Annotated in this window: 19 protein-coding genes; 7 read left to right on the forward strand and 12 right to left on the reverse strand. The window is 68.1% G+C overall.

Annotated features, from left to right (window positions below; translation table 11 throughout):
• The first annotated feature begins 35 nt into the window (after positions 1-35).
• The 5 genes from CDE01S_RS08920 to maiA are packed head-to-tail and all read left to right on the forward strand — an operon-like array spanning position 36 to position 4772.
• A complete protein-coding gene (locus CDE01S_RS08920) occupies positions 36-938 on the forward strand; it encodes a sulfurtransferase (protein WP_066706082.1) in 903 nt (300 codons plus the stop codon).
• 48 nt (positions 939-986) lie between these two features.
• A complete protein-coding gene (locus CDE01S_RS08925) occupies positions 987-1559 on the forward strand; it encodes an OsmC family protein (RefSeq protein ID WP_066706085.1) in 573 nt (190 codons plus the stop codon).
• 45 nt (positions 1560-1604) lie between these two features.
• On the forward strand, positions 1605-2762 hold the full coding sequence (locus tag CDE01S_RS08930; RefSeq protein ID WP_066706090.1) for an acyl-CoA dehydrogenase family protein: 1158 nt from the start codon (positions 1605-1607) through the stop codon (positions 2760-2762).
• Positions 2759-4096, forward strand: a complete 1338-nt coding sequence (locus tag CDE01S_RS08935; RefSeq protein WP_084382818.1) for an FAD-dependent oxidoreductase — start codon at positions 2759-2761, stop codon at positions 4094-4096. The genes CDE01S_RS08930 and CDE01S_RS08935 overlap by 4 nt, the downstream gene beginning before the upstream one ends.
• Positions 4097-4100: 4 nt before the next feature.
• On the forward strand, positions 4101-4772 hold the full coding sequence (gene maiA / locus CDE01S_RS08940) for a maleylacetoacetate isomerase (RefSeq protein WP_066706093.1): 672 nt from the start codon (positions 4101-4103) through the stop codon (positions 4770-4772).
• 20 nt (positions 4773-4792) lie between these two features.
• On the opposite strand, the gene phnE is transcribed toward maiA, so the two are convergent.
• From phnE to phnG, 12 genes are all read right to left on the reverse strand, one after another.
• Positions 4793-5596: a phosphonate ABC transporter, permease protein PhnE gene (gene phnE, locus CDE01S_RS08945; RefSeq protein WP_066706096.1), complete on the reverse strand. Its 804-nt coding sequence runs from the start codon at positions 5594-5596 to the stop codon at positions 4793-4795.
• Positions 5593-6537, reverse strand: a complete 945-nt coding sequence (gene phnD / locus CDE01S_RS08950; RefSeq protein ID WP_066706099.1) for a phosphonate ABC transporter substrate-binding protein — start codon at positions 6535-6537, stop codon at positions 5593-5595. The genes phnE and phnD overlap by 4 nt, the downstream gene beginning before the upstream one ends.
• A gap of 39 nt (positions 6538-6576) precedes the next feature.
• Entirely contained in the window at positions 6577-7440 is an 864-nt protein-coding gene (phnC, locus tag CDE01S_RS08955; RefSeq protein WP_066706102.1) for a phosphonate ABC transporter ATP-binding protein, read from the reverse strand.
• Positions 7441-7540: 100 nt separating this feature from the next.
• Entirely contained in the window at positions 7541-8200 is a 660-nt protein-coding gene (locus CDE01S_RS08960) for a DapH/DapD/GlmU-related protein (RefSeq protein ID WP_066706105.1), read from the reverse strand.
• Between the two features lie 14 nt (positions 8201-8214).
• The gene (locus CDE01S_RS08965) at positions 8215-9372 is read right to left on the reverse strand and encodes an alpha-D-ribose 1-methylphosphonate 5-triphosphate diphosphatase (RefSeq protein WP_066706108.1); all 1158 of its coding nucleotides are present in this window, start codon (positions 9370-9372) and stop codon (positions 8215-8217) included.
• Complete coding sequence (phnL, locus tag CDE01S_RS08970; RefSeq protein WP_066706124.1) at positions 9369-10085, reverse strand: phosphonate C-P lyase system protein PhnL; 717 nt, start codon at positions 10083-10085, stop codon at positions 9369-9371. Before phnL ends, CDE01S_RS08965 begins: the two co-directional genes overlap by 4 nt.
• Positions 10082-10864 carry a phosphonate C-P lyase system protein PhnK gene (phnK, locus tag CDE01S_RS08975; protein WP_066706128.1) on the reverse strand — a complete coding sequence of 261 codons (783 nt, stop codon included), beginning with the start codon at positions 10862-10864 and terminating at the stop codon, positions 10082-10084. The genes phnL and phnK overlap by 4 nt, the downstream gene beginning before the upstream one ends.
• A gap of 1 nt (position 10865) precedes the next feature.
• Positions 10866-11315, reverse strand: a complete 450-nt coding sequence (locus CDE01S_RS08980; protein WP_066706130.1) for a GNAT family N-acetyltransferase — start codon at positions 11313-11315, stop codon at positions 10866-10868.
• A complete protein-coding gene (locus CDE01S_RS08985; protein ID WP_066706134.1) occupies positions 11312-12184 on the reverse strand; it encodes an alpha-D-ribose 1-methylphosphonate 5-phosphate C-P-lyase PhnJ in 873 nt (290 codons plus the stop codon). Before CDE01S_RS08985 ends, CDE01S_RS08980 begins: the two co-directional genes overlap by 4 nt.
• The gene (locus tag CDE01S_RS08990) at positions 12181-13281 is read right to left on the reverse strand and encodes a carbon-phosphorus lyase complex subunit (RefSeq protein ID WP_066706137.1); all 1101 of its coding nucleotides are present in this window, start codon (positions 13279-13281) and stop codon (positions 12181-12183) included. The genes CDE01S_RS08985 and CDE01S_RS08990 overlap by 4 nt, the downstream gene beginning before the upstream one ends.
• 2 nt (positions 13282-13283) lie before the next feature.
• A complete protein-coding gene (gene phnH, locus CDE01S_RS08995; protein ID WP_066706140.1) occupies positions 13284-13910 on the reverse strand; it encodes a phosphonate C-P lyase system protein PhnH in 627 nt (208 codons plus the stop codon).
• Positions 13907-14413 (reverse strand): phosphonate C-P lyase system protein PhnG, encoded by a 507-nt coding sequence (phnG, locus tag CDE01S_RS09000; RefSeq protein ID WP_066706143.1) that lies wholly within the window; start codon positions 14411-14413, stop codon positions 13907-13909. The genes phnH and phnG overlap by 4 nt, the downstream gene beginning before the upstream one ends.
• A 73-nt stretch (positions 14414-14486) precedes the next feature.
• Between phnG and phnF the strand changes: the two genes are divergently transcribed.
• Positions 14487-15251, forward strand: coding sequence for a phosphonate metabolism transcriptional regulator PhnF (phnF, locus tag CDE01S_RS09005; RefSeq protein ID WP_066706239.1), 765 nt, complete (start codon positions 14487-14489; stop codon positions 15249-15251).
• Positions 15241-15951 carry a DUF1045 domain-containing protein gene (locus CDE01S_RS09010; RefSeq protein ID WP_066706144.1) on the forward strand — a complete coding sequence of 237 codons (711 nt, stop codon included), beginning with the start codon at positions 15241-15243 and terminating at the stop codon, positions 15949-15951. The genes phnF and CDE01S_RS09010 overlap by 11 nt, the downstream gene beginning before the upstream one ends.
• Positions 15952-15966: the final 15 nt, after the last annotated feature.

A 15966-nucleotide genomic window follows, 5' to 3' on the forward strand; every position in this document is an offset into this window, starting at 1 on the left:
CAGGCATCTGCCTTTCAACCCCAGGAGAGAGCACCATGAGCACAGCCCCCACCGCGGATTCCACCGTCCTGATTTCTCCCGCCGAGCTGCAGGCCCTGCTGGCCAGTGAGCCGGTGGTCCTCATCGACACACGCGACGCCGACACCTATGCGCAAGGCCACATTGCCGGCGCCGTCAACCTGCGCGAAACCTTCACCTACCTGGCCACCTCCACGCCCGAAGGGCTGAAGGAACTCAAGGACACCTTTGCCGCCCACCTGGGCGCCATCGGCCTCTCCGGCAAGGAGACGGCGGTGTTTTACGAAGATGCGATGAACAGCGGTTACGGCCAGTCCTGCCGCGGTTATTACCTGCTGACCTGGCTGGGTTACCCCAAGGTGAAGGTGCTCAACGGCGGCTTCTCGGCCTGGAAGGCGGCGGGCCTGCCGGTTTCCACCGCAGCGGTGACGCCGGTGCCGGCCACCTTCCCCACCCACCTCAAGACCGCCGACGTGATGCTGACCAAGGAAGACGTGGCCGCGGCCCTGGGCACCGATACCGTGCTGCTGGACGTGCGCGACGTGGACGAATGGATTGGTGACAGCTCCAGCCCCTATGGCAAGGACTTCGCACCGCGCAAGGGCCGCCTGCCAGGCGCCAAGTGGGTGGAGTGGTACCGCTTCATGAAGCCTTCGCCACAGGGCCCGGTGTTCAAGTCGCCGGACGAGGTGCGCGCCGAATGCGCCACCGCCGGCATCAGCCCGAGCGACACGGTTTACCTCTACTGCTTCAAGGGCGCACGCGCCTCCAACACCTTCCTGGCGCTCAAGCAGGCCGGCTTCCAGGACGTGCGCATGTACTTCGGCTCGTGGAACGAGTGGTCGCGTGACAACGCGCTGCCGATCGAGTCCGGCCTGCCCTTCAAGAGCGCCGCACCGGCGCTGGCCCTGGCGGCCTGACGCCTGCACCCCCATTTTTCAACACGCAACTGCACTTTAGGAAACACCATGTCCTCCACCGACCTGCTCGAACCCACCGCCCCCGTGACCACCGTGAAGGCCTACCTGCGCCCGATCGACCGCGACGGCCTGATGGCCTTTGCCGAGAAAGGCCGCAACAACCCGGCCAGCCGCGGCACCAACAAGGTCCACACCGTGATGGAAGGCCAGTACCGCTCGCTCAGCTACGTGGGCAACCATGCGCCGGTGGTGGTGGACGAGCCGCTGCACCTGTTCGGCCAGGACACCGCGCCGGCGCCGGGCGAGATCGTGCTCTCGGGCCTGGGCGGCTGCCTGGCGGTGGGCATCACCGCCGTGGCCACCTGGAAGCGCGTCAAGCTCACCAAGCTCGAAGTGTTTCTGGAAGGCGACATCGGCAACCCGGCCGCCTGGGGTGCCGACGGCGCGCTGCAGAAAACGCCGCCCGAGATGGGCTTCCAGGCCATCCGCGTCAAGGTGCTGGTGGAAGGCGATGCGCCGCGTGAGGTGCTGGACGAGATCGTGCAGCACGCCAACTACTACTCGCCGGTGGCCAACACGATGCGCAACCCGATCCCGTTCACCATCGGCCTGGCCGACTGAACCTTCACCCCGACATTCCACCCGCTGCCAACCGAGGAGCCCCGCATGAACGCCGCCGACCTGCCCCGTGAAGTCACCAGCCTGCCGCCACTGTCCGGCGACGCCCTGCTGGCCGCCGTACGTGCGGTGGCACAGGGCCCGCTGCAGCAGCAGGTGGAAGCGATCGACCGCCAAGGCCACTACCCGGCTGCGGTGCTGCGCCAGCTCGCGGCCGTGGGCGCCATGAGCGCGCACCTGGACGCGCACGCCGGCCCAGGCAGCTACGCACTGGCCATTCAGGCCATGGCCGAGGTGTCGCGTGTGTGCGGTGCCACCGGCTTCATGATGTGGTGCCAGGCAGTGTGCGGCCTGTACATGCAGCAGTCGGGCAACCCGGCGCTGATGGGTGAGGCGCTGATGGAACACGCCAGCGGCGTGGGCCTGGGCGGTACCGCGCTGTCCAACCCGATGAAGAGCTACGCGCAGATCGAGGGCCTGCTGCTCAAGGCCACCCCGGTGGAAGGCGGCTACCGCATCAACGGCACGCTGCCCTGGGTGAGCAACCTGGGACCGGACCATTACTGCGGCGCCATTGCCGCGGTGGTGGACGAGGCACAACAGCCGTTGGACAAGGAAGTGATGTTCCTGCTGCGCTGCAACGCGCCCGGTGTGGAGCTGCGCGAATGCCCGAGCTTCTCGGCCATGGAAGGCACCGGCACCTACGCCCTGCGCGTGAAAGACCTGTTCATCGGCGCCGACGACCTGATCGCCGACCCGGCCAAGCCGACCATTGCACGCATCCGCGCCGCCTTCGTCATGCTCCAGTGCGGCATGGCGGTGGGCATCACGCAGGGCGCCATAGACAGCATGTGGGCGGTCGAGCCGCAACTCGGCCACGTGAACCAGTTCCTGGAAGACCGGCCCGCCGAGCTGCAGGCTGAACTCGATGCCTTGACCGCGCGCGTGATGAAGATGGCCGAGACACCGTTCGACAGCAGCACCGAGTTTTTCATTGACGTGCTCGATGCGCGGGCGCATGGTGCCGAGCTGTGTCTGCGTGCCGCGCAGTCGGCCCTGATGCACCAGGGCGCGCGTGGTTACCTGATGAGTTCGGACGTGCAGCGCCGCGTGCGCGAGTCGCATTTCGTGGCCATCGTCACGCCGGCCATCAAACACCTGCGCAAGGAGATGGCGCGCCTGAGCGCCGAGGAGCTGCCGGCATGAACACACGCACCCCGATTGCCGAGGCGGTCCAAGGTACGAGTGCCGCACGGCAGCCCGAAGGCACGAAGGCCCCCTCGGGGGGCAGCGCAGCACACGCAGTGGCAAGCGTGGGGGCCACACTCGCTCCGTTTGAGCAGTACATCTGCAACGCCTGCGGCTACATCTACAACGAAGCCGATGGCGACCCCGACAGCGGCCTGCCCGCCGGCACCCGCTTCGCCGACATCCCGGACGACTGGGCCTGCCCGCTGTGCGGTGTGACCAAGGCCGACTTTGCGCCCTACACGCCGCCAGACCTGGCCGCGTTGCAGGCGCAAGCCGCTTGCACCCCGGCGCTGGCCGCGCGCCAGACACCGGGCGTGGTGATCGTCGGCGCCGGCCGCGCCGGCTGGCAACTGGCCGAAACGCTGCGCGCCCTGGATGCGGCGCTGCCCATCACGCTGGTGACCGCCTGCGCCGGCGACGTGTACGATAAGCCGCTGCTGTCGGTGGCGGTGGCGCGCCAACTCGACGCGGACAAGCTGGTGCGCGAGACCGGTGCCGCCGCCGCGCAGCGCCTGAACGTGCGCCTGCTGGCGCACACCCATGCCATCCGCATCTGCGCCGATACGCAGCAGTTGCGCACCACACGCGGCACCTTGCCCTACCAGCACCTTGTGCTGGCGCACGGCGCGCAGCCGGCGCTGCCGCCCAGCCTGCCGGCCGCGCTGTGCTGGCGCGTCAATCATCTGGGCGCCTACCTGCAATTGCGTGCGGCACTCGGAGACACATCCAAGGACGTGCTGATCGTCGGCGCCGGCTTGGTGGGCAGCGAACTGGCCAACGATCTGGCGCTGGGCGGCCACCGCGTCACCCTGCTGGACACACAGCCCGAACCGTTGGCACGCTGGCACGACGCACAGGCCGGCGCACAGGTGCTGCAGGCTTGGCAGGATCTGCCGATCCGTTTTGTTGGCGGCGTATGCGTGGCCCGTGTGGAGAAGATCCAGGGGCGCTACCGCGTGAGCACCGAGTGCGGCCAACGTTTTGCCGCCGACCAGGTGATTGCCGCTACCGGCCTGCAGACACCGAGCCGACTGGCCCAGGGCGCCGGGCTGGCATGGCAAAACGGCATTGCGGTGACGCCCGACACCTTGCGCACCAGCGACCCGCACATCCACGCCCTGGGCGACTGCATCACGGTGAACGGGCAGGCCAGCCGTTACATCGAACCGATCGTGCGCCAGGCCCGCACCATTGCGGCCGACATCTGCGGCTGCACGCCGCAGCCCTACGAAAGCCGGCCAGCCATGGTGCGGGTGAAGACAACCTCGCTGCCCTTGACGCTGCATTGAACACATGACGACATCCGCCACCCCTGCGTTCGATCTGTACGGTTTCTGGCGCACCTCGGCCACCTACCGCGTGCGCGTGGCGCTGGCGATGAAGGGGTTGCCGGTGCACGAGCACATCGTCAACCTCGACGCCGGCGAGCAGCACAGCCCGGTCTACCGCGCGCTCAACCCCCTGGGCGGTATCCCGACGCTGGTGGAACCGGGCCATGCGCCCATCACCCAGTCGCTGGCCATTCTGGAATTTCTGGAAGAGACCCAGCCCGAGCCGCCGCTGTTGCCTAGCGAGCGCCACGCGCGGGCGCGGGTGCGCTCGCTGGCAGGCATGCTGGCGGCGGACACGCATCCGCTGATCACACCGCGGGTGAGGAAATACCTCAATGCCTCCCATGGCCTTGACGATGCCGCCTGGCGTGCCTGGCAGACCCACTGGTTCGGCACCGGGTTGCGCGCCGTGGAACAGCGCCTGGCCAGTGAGGCCGAAACCGGCGTCTTCTGCCACGGCGACCAGCCCGGCATGGCCGACATCTGCCTGGCCAGCGTGCTGGCGGTGATGCAGGTGTTCCAGATCGAGGTGCGTGACATCCCGACCATCGAGCGCATCGTGGCGCGTTGCCAGACGCTGGCGCCCTTCGCCCGCGCCCACCCGCGCCGCCAGCCGGGTGCGCCGGCGGCCTGAGCGGCCCCGGCTGCAAACGCTCAGACCAGCAGCTTGCGGATGCGGGCCGACACCAGGTCGATCGCGCTGACGGTGACGATGATGATCAGCATCACCGCGCTGGTTTCGGCGTACTGGAAGCCGCGGATGATCTCCCACAGCACGACGCCGATGCCGCCGGCCCCGACCATGCCCACCACCGAGGCCGAACGCACGTTGGATTCGAAGCGGTAGAGCGTGAACGAAATCCAGAGCGGCATGACTTGCGGGATGACGCCGTAGATGATTTCGTGCAACGCGCTGGCGCCGGTGGCACGGATACCCTCCACCGGCTGCGGGTCGATGGACTCCACGGCCTCCGAGAACAGCTTGGCCAGGATGCCGGCGGTGTGGATCCACAAGGCCAGCACACCGGCAAACGGCCCCAGGCCGACGGCGACGACAAACAGCATGGCAAACACCATCTCGTTGATGGCACGGCAGGCGTCCATCAGGCGGCGCATGGGCTGGTAGACCCACCATGGCACGATGTTCGACGAGGCCAGCAGCCCCATGGGCACAGCGGTGATGACCGCCAGCGCCGTGCCCCAGAGCGCGATCTGCAGCGTGACCACCATTTCCTTCACATACAGCGGCCACTGGCTGAAGTTGGGCGGGAAAAACTCGGCCGCGTAGGTGGCCATGTTGCCGCCATCGCGCCAGAGCTCGAGCGGGCGCATGTCGGCGCCGCGCCACGAGGCCGCGAGCAGGACCAGCAGCAGGCCCCAGACGAGGTAGGCACCCAGGCTGCGCTTGAGCGCCGGCGGTGCCGGTGCCAGGGCCGGCAAGGGAGCGGCGGTACTCATTTCAGGGCGGCCAGCTTCTTGTCGATCTCGGCCAGGCGGCTCTTCTTGTCGGCGTCGCCCAGGGTGGCGTCGGCCTCGACCTTGTTGCGCTGGCCGAACAGGTCCAGCTGGCGGATCGGGGTCAGCTGGGCATTGCTCGACTCGCGGAACTGCGACCAGTTCATGCGGGCCATGATGTCCTTCTCGGCCGGATTGGTCTTGGCGTAGTTGAGGAAGAAGGCCTTGATCTTGGCCTTGGTGGCCTCCGGCAGGTCCTTGCGCATGACCAGCGGATCGGACGGGATGAGCGGCGAGGTCCAGATCACGCGCAGCTCCTTGGCCTTCTCCGGCAGGTTCTTCTCCAGCTTGGCCATGTTCTCGCTGTTGAAGGTGGCCACATCCACCTGCTTGTTGGCCACGGCCATGGCATTGGTTTCATGGTTGGCCGAACGCACGACCTTGAAATGGGTCTTGGCGTCGATCTTGTTCTGCGCGAACACGTAATAACCCGGCACCAGGAAGCCGGAGGTGGAGTTGGGGTCGCCGTTGCCGAAGCTGTAGCTCTTGCCGTTCTTCAGCACGTCGTCGAGCGACTTGATCGGGCTGTCCTTGTGCACGATCATCTGCGAGTAGTAGCCCTCGGTGCCGTCAACGTTGACAACCTTGGCGAAGATTTCGCCGTTGGCGCGGTCCACCGCCTCCATGGCCGACTTGTTGCCGAACCAGCCCAGCTGCACCTTGTTGAAGCGCATGCCTTCGATGATGCCGGCGTAGTCCGGTGCGAAGAAGGCGTTGACCTTCAGGCCGGTCTGTTTGGCCATCTCGTCGAGCACGGGTTGCCAGGCGGTCTTGAGGTTCTGCGTCGAATCGGTGGAGATGATGCCGAAGTTGATGCTGTCCTGCGCCCAGGCGCAAGTCAGGGACAGGCCCAGCGCCAGGCCGGCCAGTGCTTTTTTGAACATGGAAAGAACTCCCGTAGAGGTTGAAGGAGGGGTGGAGGATCAGGCGACTTGCGCCACCGGGACTTGCCAGCCGGAGGCCGGCGCATGGGACACAGGCAGGGGGGATACCTGCGGTGCGGAGGGCTCTGCCAACAGCTCGTCGGCGTGCATGCCGTAAAGCTCGCGCAACAGCCGCGGTGTAAGCGCGGCGGACGGGCCGTCATAGACCACCTGCCCCTGGTGCAGCGCCACCACACGCGGGCAGTACTTCATGGCCATCTCCACCTGGTGCAGCGAAACGATGACGGTGCAGCCGTCTTCACGGTTGATGCGGGCCAGCGTCTCCATCACCTTGCGTGAGGACTCGGGGTCGAGCGAGGCGATCGGCTCGTCGGCCAGCACCACCCGGGCGCCCTGCACCAGCGTGCGGGCGATGGCGGCACGCTGCTGCTGGCCGCCGGACAGGGTGGAGGCCCGCTGGGCATGGCACTCGGCAATGCCCACGCGGGCCAGGGCGTCCAGCGCCACGCTGCGTTCGTGGGCGTTGAACCAGCGCAGCCAGCTGCGCCAGCCGGGCGTGCGGTGCAGCAGGCCGACCAGCACGTTCATCAGCACCGGCAGACGGTCCACCAGGTTGAACTGCTGGAACACGAAGCCGATCTGGGAACGCACCCTGCGGATGTTGCGATGGATGCGGCCGCCCTGCTGCACGCAGCAGCCGTGGATTTCGATCAGGGAGTCGCTGGCGCCGTCGGCTGCCACCAAGCCGGCCACATGGCGCAGCAGGGTGGACTTGCCGGAACCGGAAGCGCCGATGAGCGCCACCATCTCGCCCTGCTGCACGCTCAGGTTGATGTCACGCAGGGCATGCTTGCCGTTGGCGAAATGCTTGTTGAGTTGTCGGATATGCAATGCAGTGTTCATGGTTGTCCTCAAGTCGTCTAGACATCCTGCTCAGTGTGAAAGCGTGTTGTGACAGCGGTTTGACAGCCCGGCGGCATTTGCGTGTCAGCGTAGGCCGGGGTCAGCAGCCGTCCCGTGCGCCGTACAGCGCCAGGAAGTGCCGCACATCGCCCATGGCCGGCAGGCGTTCAACCAGCGTGGCGTGGTCCCAGTCCCACCAGGCGGTGGCCTCGATGGCGCAGGCGATGGCAGGCGCAAAGCGCATGCGCAGCAGACGCGCCGGCGCCCCGGCCACGATGGCGTAGGCTGGCACATCCTTGGTCACCACTGAATTGCTGCCCACCACCGCACCGTTGCCGATGCGCACGCCGGGCATGATCACCACGCCATGGCCGATCCAGGTGTCATGGCCGATGTGCACGCGCTGGCGGCGACGCCAGGCGAAGAACTCGGCATCGTCCTGCGCATGCGCGCCGTAGCGCTGGCGACGGTAGGTGATGTGGTGCAGCGTGACGCGCTCCATCGGATGGAAGCCGGGGTTGATGCGCACCATGGCAGCGATGTTGGAGAACTTGCCGATGTCCGTCGAGATCAGCTCGCAGCCGCGGCTCAGGTAGCTGTAGTCGTCGAGCAGGCTGTCAGTCATGTGCACGCCCTGCCCGACCTCGGTATAGCGGCCGAAGCGGCAGTCGGCAATCACGGCATCGGGCGCGATCGCCGGCTCGCGGCCCAGTTCGACATCGGGCGGCAGGTTGCGGGCGGCGATATGGGTGTAGTGCATCGCGTGTCCCTGCGTCACAGCACACGGCGGCCTTCGCGCCAGACCGCGCGCACCACCGCCTGGCGGGCACCGCCCGGCATCTCGGCCAGGCGCACCTGCACCAGGTCGGCCCGCTGGCCGGCAACCAGTTCACCGCGGTCGTGCAGGCCGGTGGCGCGCGCCGGGTTGCGCGTCACCGTGGCCACGGCCTGCGGCAGTGTCATCAGGCCGTCGTCCACCAGGCGCATGACGCTGCTGAGCAGGCTGCCCGGCACGTAGTCGGAAGAAAGAATGTCGAGCAGGCCGTGGCGTGCCAGCTCGGCCGCTGCCACGTTGCCGGAGTGCGAGCCGCCGCGCACGACGTTGGGGCCGCCCATGACAGTCAGCAGGCCCAGTTCGTGCGCGGTGCGTGCCGCGGCCACCGTGGTGGGGAACTCCGACATGCTGGCGCCTTCGGCATGGGCCTGCTGCACGTGGGTCGGCGTGGTGTCGTCGTGACTGGCCAGCGCGATGCCGTGCGTGCGGCAGTAGTCCACGAAGTAGGCGCGGTGCGGCTCGGCGTACTGTGCCTGCAGCTCCGCAGCGTGGGCCACCTGGCGCTCGAACTTCTCGGCACTCCAGCCCTTCTTGCCGGTGTAGTAGATGCGCGCCTGCTCGATGTCTTCCCACTGGCGCTGGCCCGGGGTGTGGTCCATCAGCGAGATCAGCGACAGGCGCGGATGGTCGTGGAAGGGCTGGAACAGATCGATGGTGTTGGGCGCCGGCAGCTCGCAGCGAACATGCAGGTGGTGGTCGGCACGCAGCAGGTCCTGCGCTGTGCAGCTGTCCAGCGTGGCCAGCACGCCGTTCCAGGCGCTGCCGCGCAGGCTCTCGGGATCGGCCTCGCCGACACCCAGCGCGTCGAACACGGTGGTGATGCCGGCGGCCGCGATCTCGGCGTCGTGCGCCAGCAGCGCCGGCAGCTCGGCCCAGTGCACCTTGGGCCGCGGCATCAGGTGGCGCTCGAAATTGTCGGTGTGCATTTCCACCAGACCGGGCAGCAGGTAGTCGCCCTCGAGGTCGATGGCCTGCGGCGCGGCGCTGCTGCCGCTGTCGATGGCGGCGATGCGGCCCTCGGTGGCGGCCAGTGTGCCGAGCAGTACCTCGTCGGGCAGCACGAGGCGGGCATTCTTGAAGACGGTGGCGGTGTTCATGCGCTTCTCCGGAAGTCGGCAACGTTGACGCGGCGGGTAGCGACCTCGGCCCCGACGGCGGTGTCATGGAAGATGCCCACCAGGGCGGCGCCGCGCGCCACCGCTTCGTGGATGAGTTCGATCACGGTGCGCGTGTTGGCGGCATCGAGCGAGGCGGTGGGCTCGTCGAGCAGCAGCAGCGGCCGCGGTTTGATCATGTTGCGCGCGATGTTGATGCGCTGCTGCTCGCCGCCGGAGAAAGTGGCCGGCGGCAGGTGCCACAGGCGCTCGGGGATGCGCAGCCGCGTCAACCACTGGCGGGCCTGCTCGCGCGCGGCCTCCAGCGCGACCGCGTCGCCCGCGGCGTCCTCGGCCAGCGGCTCGGCGACCACATCGAGCGCCGAGACGCGCGGTATCACGCGCAGGAACTGGCTGACGTAGCCAATGGTGTGGCGGCGCAGCTCCACCAGCATGCGCGGTGTGGCCTCGGTGATCTCCACCGCCGCGCCGCCGGGCGGCTGCAGCGTGATGCGGCCGGCACTGGCGCGGTAGTTGGCGTAGATGAGCTTGAGCAGGGTGCTCTTGCCCATGCCGGAGGGGCCGTCGAGCACGATGCACTCGCCGGGATGGACGCTGAGGTCGACCTGGTCGAGCACCGGCAATTCGGCGCCGTGCTGGTGGTGCAGGGTGAAGCGCTTGGCCACCCCTTTCATCTGGAGCAGGGGTGCGGTCATGGTTGAAGTACCGAAGAGACGAGAAGCTGGGTGTAGGGGTGCTGCGGGTCATCGAGCACCTGGTCGGTGAGGCCCGACTCGACCACGCGGCCGCGCTGCATGACCATCATGCGGTGCGCCAGCAGGCGCGCCACCGCGAGGTCGTGCGTGACGATGATGACGGCCAGCTGCATCTGGCGCGTGAGCTGGCGCAGCAGGTCGAGCAGGCGGGCCTGCACCGAGACGTCCAGCCCCGAGGTCGGCTCGTCCATGAACACCAGGCGTGGCTGCGTGACCAGGTTGCGTGCGATCTGCAGGCGCTGGCGCATGCCGCCGGAGAAGGCGCGCGGCGCCTCGTCGATGCGCGCCGGGTCGATCTCCACGCGTTGCAGCCAGTCCTGCGCGGTGGTGCGCAGGCGGCCGTAATGGCGCTCGCCCAGGCCCATCAGGCGTTCGCCGACGTTGGCGCCGGCCGAGACGTCCATGCGCAGGCCGTCGGCCGCGTTCTGGTGCACGAAGCCCCAGTCGGTGCGGGCCAGCAGGCGGCGCTCGGCCTCGCTCATGGCGTAGACCTCCTGCAGGGTACCGGTGCGGTTCTGGAACTGCACGCTGCCGGCGTCGGGCAGGCTGCGCGCAGCCACGGCATTGAGCAGGGTGGACTTGCCCGAGCCGGACTCGCCCACCACGGCCAGCACCTCGCCAGGCCAGAGATCAAAGGAGGCGTCGTGCAGCGCCACGCGCTCGCCATAGCTTTTTTGGATGCCGCGGACCTGCAGGAGCGGTGTAGTGGTTGTTGTCATGTCAAGGCTCAATGACAAAGCTCAAGCCGTGTTGGGCAAAGCCGAGCGATTCATAGAAGGCATGCGCCGCATGGCGCTTGCGGTTGGAGGAGAGGGCCAGCTTGTAGCAACAGGCCTGGCGCGCCTGCTCGACGGCGTGGGCCATCATGCGGCGACCAATGCCCTGGCCCTGACAGTCGGGTAACACCACCACGTCTTCGGCAATCGCCGAGGGCGTGCCGCGGTGCGCGAGGTTGTGCATCACCAGCAAGGCATAACTGCCGACGACGCGGCCGGACGACTCGTCACAGGCCACAAACAGGCGGTAGTTGGGGTAGCGGACGAACTCGGCGAAGAGACCTTGCGCCTCTTCTTCGCTCAGCACGCGCCCGTCGTCCATGCCCGGCTGGGCGTACAGAGCCAGCACGGCGGGGATGTCGGTCGCCTGGGCCTGGCGCATGACGATGTTCATGCCACCTCCCGGTCGGCGGTGCTGGCAACATCGGCGGCCGCCTGCTGGCGTTCCTGGCAGTAGTCGGAATCAGAGCAGACGTGCATGCGGCCGCCGGCGTCGTCGGTGATGACTTCGTCGAGGAAGCTGTCGGTGGCACCGCACAGCGCGCAGGCCGCGTCCCAGCGCTGCACCTCGAACGGGTGGTCGTCGAAGGCCAGGCTTTCCACCCGGGTGTAGGGCGGCACGGCGTAGATGCGTTTTTCACGTCCGGCGCCGAACAGCTGCAGCGCCGGGTTCATGTGCATCTTGGGGTTGTCGAACTTCGGGATCGGCGACGGCGCCATGACGTAGCGGTCGTTCACCAAGACGGGATAGTCGTAGGTGGTGGCGATATGGCCGTAGCGCGCGATGTCCTCGTACAGCTTGACGTGCATCAGGCCGTACTCGGCCAGGCCGTGCAGCATGCGCGTCTCGGCCTCGCGCGGCTCCAGGCGCTGCATGGGCTCGGGCACCGGCACCTGGTAGACGATGACCTGGCCCTCGCGCAGCGGCGTCTCGGGGATGCGGTGGCGCGTCTGGATCAGCGTGGCCTCCGTGGTGTGGGTGGTGGTGGCCACATCGGTGGTGCGCGCAAAGAAACGCCGGATGTTGACCGCGTTGACGGTGTCATCCGAACCCTGGTCGATGACCTTGAGCACGTCCTGCGGCCCGATGACGGAGGCCGTGACCTGGATGCCACCGGTGCCCCAGCCGTAAGGCAGTGGCATCTCGCGCGAGCCGAACGGCACCTGGTAACCGGGGATGGCCACGGCCTTGAGGATGGCGCGGCGGATCATGCGCTTGGTGCGCTCGTCGAGGTAGGCGAAATTGACTTGCGCGGCGCTCATGCCTCATCTCCTGCTGTCGTAGGTGACCTGTGGTCAGCTCGCATGCGGCGTACCAGCTCCAGCTCGGACTGGAAGTCCACGTAATGCGGCAGCTTCAGGTGCTGCACAAAACCCGAGGCCTCCAGGCTGTCGGAATGCGAGAGCACGAACTCCTGCATCTGCGCCGGCGACTCGATGCTCTCGCCCAGTTCGTCGGCACGCAGCGCGCGGTCCACCAGGCTCATGGCCATGGCCTTGCGTTCACTGTGGCCGAAGGCCAGGCCGTAACCGCGCGTGAACTGCGGCGGCTCGCTCTTGCTGCCAGCGAACTGGTTGACCATCTCGCATTCGGTGATTTCCAGGTCGCCGATGGAAATGGCAAAACCCAGCTCCTCGGGCTCGACCTCCAGCGCGACTTCGCCGAAGCGGATTTCACCCACAAAGGGGTGGCTGTGCGAGTAGCCGCGCTGGGTTGAATAGGCCATGGAGAGCAGGAAGCCCTCGTCGCCGCGCGCCAGGTTTTGCAGACGGGTGGCGCGGTCGGCCGGAAAGCGCAGCGGCTCGCGCGTCAGGTCCATCGGGTCCGGGTCGCCCGGTGGCATGGGCCGGTTTTCGATCAGGCCTTCCTGGTTCAGCAGGTCGACCACGCGCGGCGTGGCCGGCTCGGGCGCGGCGGGTACTGCGCCAGACGCTGCAGACTCCTCTTGCGCGTTGGCCAGCAGCGTGAAATCGAGCAGGCGCTGGGTGTAGTCGTAAGTCGGGCCCAGCACCTGGCCGCCCGGCAAGTCCTTGAAGGTGGCAGAGATGCGCCGCTGCAGCGTCATGCGCGCGGTATCCAGCGCACAGGTGGTGCCCAGGCGCGGCAGCGTGGCACGGTAGGCGCGCAAGAGAAAGATGGCTTCCACCAGATCGCCAGCGGCCTGCTTGATGGCCAGCGCGGCGAGTTCGGGGTCGTAGACCGAGCCCTCGGTCATGACACGGTCCACCGCCAGCTTGAGCTGCGCGCGGATCTGCGCCACCGAGAGTTCCGGCAGCGCGGTGTCGCCGCGGCGCTGCGCCGCCAGCAACCGGTAGCTGTTGAGGATGGCGGCTTCCCCGCCCTTGACGGCCACGTACATGCTCAGGCCTCCTTCTGCTGTTCGATGCGAGTGGTGCGTGGCAGGCCGACGATCTGCCGGCCGGTGGCCAGCAGCACGTCCACACCGCGCGGGAAGAGGGCGTGGTTGGCTTGCCACTGCGCCACGAAGCCGCGGTCCAGCCCTTCCACCTGCAGGCCCGCCACATCCTGGATACCGGGGCCGCTCAGGCGCCACGGTGCGGTGGCTGCCGGCACGGCGTGCAATGCCGCCACGTCGATGACACAGGTGGTCGACTGGTCGGGGTAGCTGTCACTGCCCAGGCTGAAACTGTCCAGCGGTTGCAGCACATCCGCCGCGGCCAGCCAGGCAAAGTGCGCCTGCGCCGGCTGCTCTGTCAGGCGGCAACCGGTATGGAAGCGCAGCCAGGCCGCAGCGCCGCTGTTGCGCAGGGCGGGCGACAGCCAGAGCTTGCAATCGGCATCCAGCAAGGCTAGCAGCACGGCGGCCGAAGCCGCATGGCCGCTGGGCGGCACCTCGGCATCGTGCTCGACTGTCACCGGCCGGCCGGGATGCGACAGCGCCTGCAGCGCGGCACGGAAGACAGATTGACTGCCATGTGCCTCGTGGGAGAAGCCGGCACCCAAGGTGGCGAGTGCATCCGCGTTCATGCGCCCTCCTCCTCGTCGTCGTTGTCGGCGCCGCTCTCGCGCGCCAGCGTGAAGAAGTCCACCTTGGTACTCTGCGTGCGGGCGGCCTGCTCGGCGCGCCGGCGCGCCAGGTGCTGACGCACGGGGGTCAGCAGCGCGGCATCGAGCCCGTCCTGCTGCGCCGGGTCCTGCAGCAGTGCGTCGGCCAGCGCGGCCAGCTGCGCCTGACGGTGCGAGCGGCCCAGCACGTAGGCCACGCCCACGGCCGCCTGTTCGGCCGCGCCCACGCGCAGGGCGCAACGCGTGACCGTGACCTCGCCCAGGTTGAAGCGCTCCCCGGTGCCACCGACGCGGCCCTGCACCATCATCAGGCCGGTCTCCGGGCGGCGCAGCCAGCGCGGTTCGGCCGCCTGCGGGCCGAGCGCGGACTCCAGCAACGGCAGCGGCGCGCGCGCCAGCAGGGCCATCCAGTCCGGGCGTTGCAGCGGCCGGTTGGGGCCGGGGTTGTCAAATGCATGAAACATGTCCGTGGTACCCTAAAGTTGTATAGACAAGTTGATCGATGGCGCCAGCTTAAAGATCAAAGATGTAGGTTTCATGACAACACTCAGCACCACCGCCACGGCATCACCGCCCCCCGCCCGCAGCAGCCGGGACAGCTTCTGGACCCGCATCGCCAGCGAACTGGCCGAGGCCATCGGCAACGGTGTCTACGCGCCCGGCCAGCGCCTGCCCTCGGAACACACCCTGGCCGAGCAGTACGGCGTGAACCGCCACACCATCCGGCGCTCCCTGGCCAGCCTGTGCACGCAGGGCCTGGTACGCATCAGCCAGGGCAGCGGCACCTATGTGGAGGAGTTCGCCGTGGACCTGGCGCTGGGCAAACGCACGCGCCACCAGCAGAACCTGGCGCAATCCGGCCTGCGCGGCGGCCTGCAGGTGCTGCAGGCGCGCACGGTCCGGGCGACTGCCGCGCAAGCGAAGGCGCTGCAGGTGCCGACGCGCAGCCCGCTGCTGTGGTTGCGTGTGCTGGGCGAGGCTGAACAGCAGCCGCTGCAGGTGAGCGAACGGCTCTTTCCGCTGCCGCGCTTCGAGGAGCTGGCCGAGGTGGTGCGCAGCACCGGCTCGATCACGGCCGGCTTTGCCGCCTGCGGTGTGGCGGACTACACGCGGCGCGAGAGCCGCATCACCGCCGTGCTGCCCGAGGCCGAGGTGGCAGCGCTGCTCAAGCAGTCGCCGAGCCGGCCGGTGTTGCAGGTGGAGAGCATCAATGTGGATGCCGCAGGGCAGCCGATCGAATACGCCACGGCCTGCTTTGCCGGCGACCGCGTCAAGCTCACGGTGAACCACGATGAACGCTGACACCGCCGCCTACCGCTATGCGGTCTACTACGCACCCCGGCCCGACAGTGCCTGGTGGCAAGCCGGCAGCCAGTGGCTCGGACGCTGCGCCGCGCGCCACACGCTGCTGCCCCAGCCGGAGGTTGCACATGTGCCGCCACAGGCGCTGCAGCGCCTGACGGCCGCGCCGCGCCGCTATGGCTGGCACGCCACGCTGAAGGCCCCGTTCGCACTCGCCGCCGGCGTGACGCCGGCACAGCTGCGCGATGCGTTGCGGGCGTTGGCACGCGAACTGAAGCCCTTCGACATGCCTCGACTGCAGGTGACACGGCTGGACGATTTTCTGGCGCTGGTCCCGCAGGGAGACCACCGTGCCATTGATGCTGTGGCTGCCGCCTGCGTGACGCAGTTGCTTCCGCTGGCCGCCCCACTGTCGCCAGCCGAACTACAGCGCCGGCGCGCCGCCGGCCTCAGCCCGGAGGAGGATGCGCTGCTGCTGCGCTGGGGTTACCCCTTCGTGCTGGAGCGCTTCCGCTTCCATCTGTCGCTGACCGGCCCGCTGCAGCACGAAGCGCCGGCGCTCGTGCACGCGCTGCAACACGCCGCGCAGCAGCACTTCGACCCATTGCCGCCCTGTCGCTTCGACACCCTGGCTCTGTTTGCCGAACCGACCCCGGGCGCGGATTTCGTGCTGGTGGCGCATGAGGAGATGGGCGCATGAGCAGCGCGGAGGTTT

Source organism: Curvibacter delicatus NBRC 14919 (genome assembly GCF_001592265.1).
Classification (GTDB): domain Bacteria; phylum Pseudomonadota; class Gammaproteobacteria; order Burkholderiales; family Burkholderiaceae_C; genus Hylemonella; species Hylemonella delicata.

What these genes read in the sequence shown, in the direction of transcription:
- phnC (WP_066706102.1), bottom strand. Translation starts at nt 7,440, where the DNA reads ATGAACACTGCATTGCATATCCGACAACTCAACAAGCATTTCGCCAAC.
- CDE01S_RS09010 (WP_066706144.1), top strand. Translation starts at nt 15,241, where the DNA reads ATGAACGCTGACACCGCCGCCTACCGCTATGCGGTCTACTACGCACCC.
- phnG (WP_066706143.1), bottom strand. Translation starts at nt 14,413, where the DNA reads ATGTTTCATGCATTTGACAACCCCGGCCCCAACCGGCCGCTGCAACGC.
- maiA (WP_066706093.1), top strand. Translation starts at nt 4,101, where the DNA reads ATGACGACATCCGCCACCCCTGCGTTCGATCTGTACGGTTTCTGGCGC.
- CDE01S_RS08990 (WP_066706137.1), bottom strand. Translation starts at nt 13,281, where the DNA reads ATGTACGTGGCCGTCAAGGGCGGGGAAGCCGCCATCCTCAACAGCTAC.
- CDE01S_RS08985 (WP_066706134.1), bottom strand. Translation starts at nt 12,184, where the DNA reads ATGAGCGCCGCGCAAGTCAATTTCGCCTACCTCGACGAGCGCACCAAG.
- CDE01S_RS08980 (WP_066706130.1), bottom strand. Translation starts at nt 11,315, where the DNA reads ATGAACATCGTCATGCGCCAGGCCCAGGCGACCGACATCCCCGCCGTG.
- CDE01S_RS08920 (WP_066706082.1), top strand. Translation starts at nt 36, where the DNA reads ATGAGCACAGCCCCCACCGCGGATTCCACCGTCCTGATTTCTCCCGCC.
- CDE01S_RS08965 (WP_066706108.1), bottom strand. Translation starts at nt 9,372, where the DNA reads ATGAACACCGCCACCGTCTTCAAGAATGCCCGCCTCGTGCTGCCCGAC.
- phnK (WP_066706128.1), bottom strand. Translation starts at nt 10,864, where the DNA reads ATGACAACAACCACTACACCGCTCCTGCAGGTCCGCGGCATCCAAAAA.
- phnF (WP_066706239.1), top strand. Translation starts at nt 14,487, where the DNA reads ATGACAACACTCAGCACCACCGCCACGGCATCACCGCCCCCCGCCCGC.
- phnH (WP_066706140.1), bottom strand. Translation starts at nt 13,910, where the DNA reads ATGAACGCGGATGCACTCGCCACCTTGGGTGCCGGCTTCTCCCACGAG.
- CDE01S_RS08935 (WP_084382818.1), top strand. Translation starts at nt 2,759, where the DNA reads ATGAACACACGCACCCCGATTGCCGAGGCGGTCCAAGGTACGAGTGCC.
- phnL (WP_066706124.1), bottom strand. Translation starts at nt 10,085, where the DNA reads ATGACCGCACCCCTGCTCCAGATGAAAGGGGTGGCCAAGCGCTTCACC.
- phnE (WP_066706096.1), bottom strand. Translation starts at nt 5,596, where the DNA reads ATGAGTACCGCCGCTCCCTTGCCGGCCCTGGCACCGGCACCGCCGGCG.
- CDE01S_RS08930 (WP_066706090.1), top strand. Translation starts at nt 1,605, where the DNA reads ATGAACGCCGCCGACCTGCCCCGTGAAGTCACCAGCCTGCCGCCACTG.
- CDE01S_RS08960 (WP_066706105.1), bottom strand. Translation starts at nt 8,200, where the DNA reads ATGCACTACACCCATATCGCCGCCCGCAACCTGCCGCCCGATGTCGAA.
- CDE01S_RS08925 (WP_066706085.1), top strand. Translation starts at nt 987, where the DNA reads ATGTCCTCCACCGACCTGCTCGAACCCACCGCCCCCGTGACCACCGTG.
- phnD (WP_066706099.1), bottom strand. Translation starts at nt 6,537, where the DNA reads ATGTTCAAAAAAGCACTGGCCGGCCTGGCGCTGGGCCTGTCCCTGACT.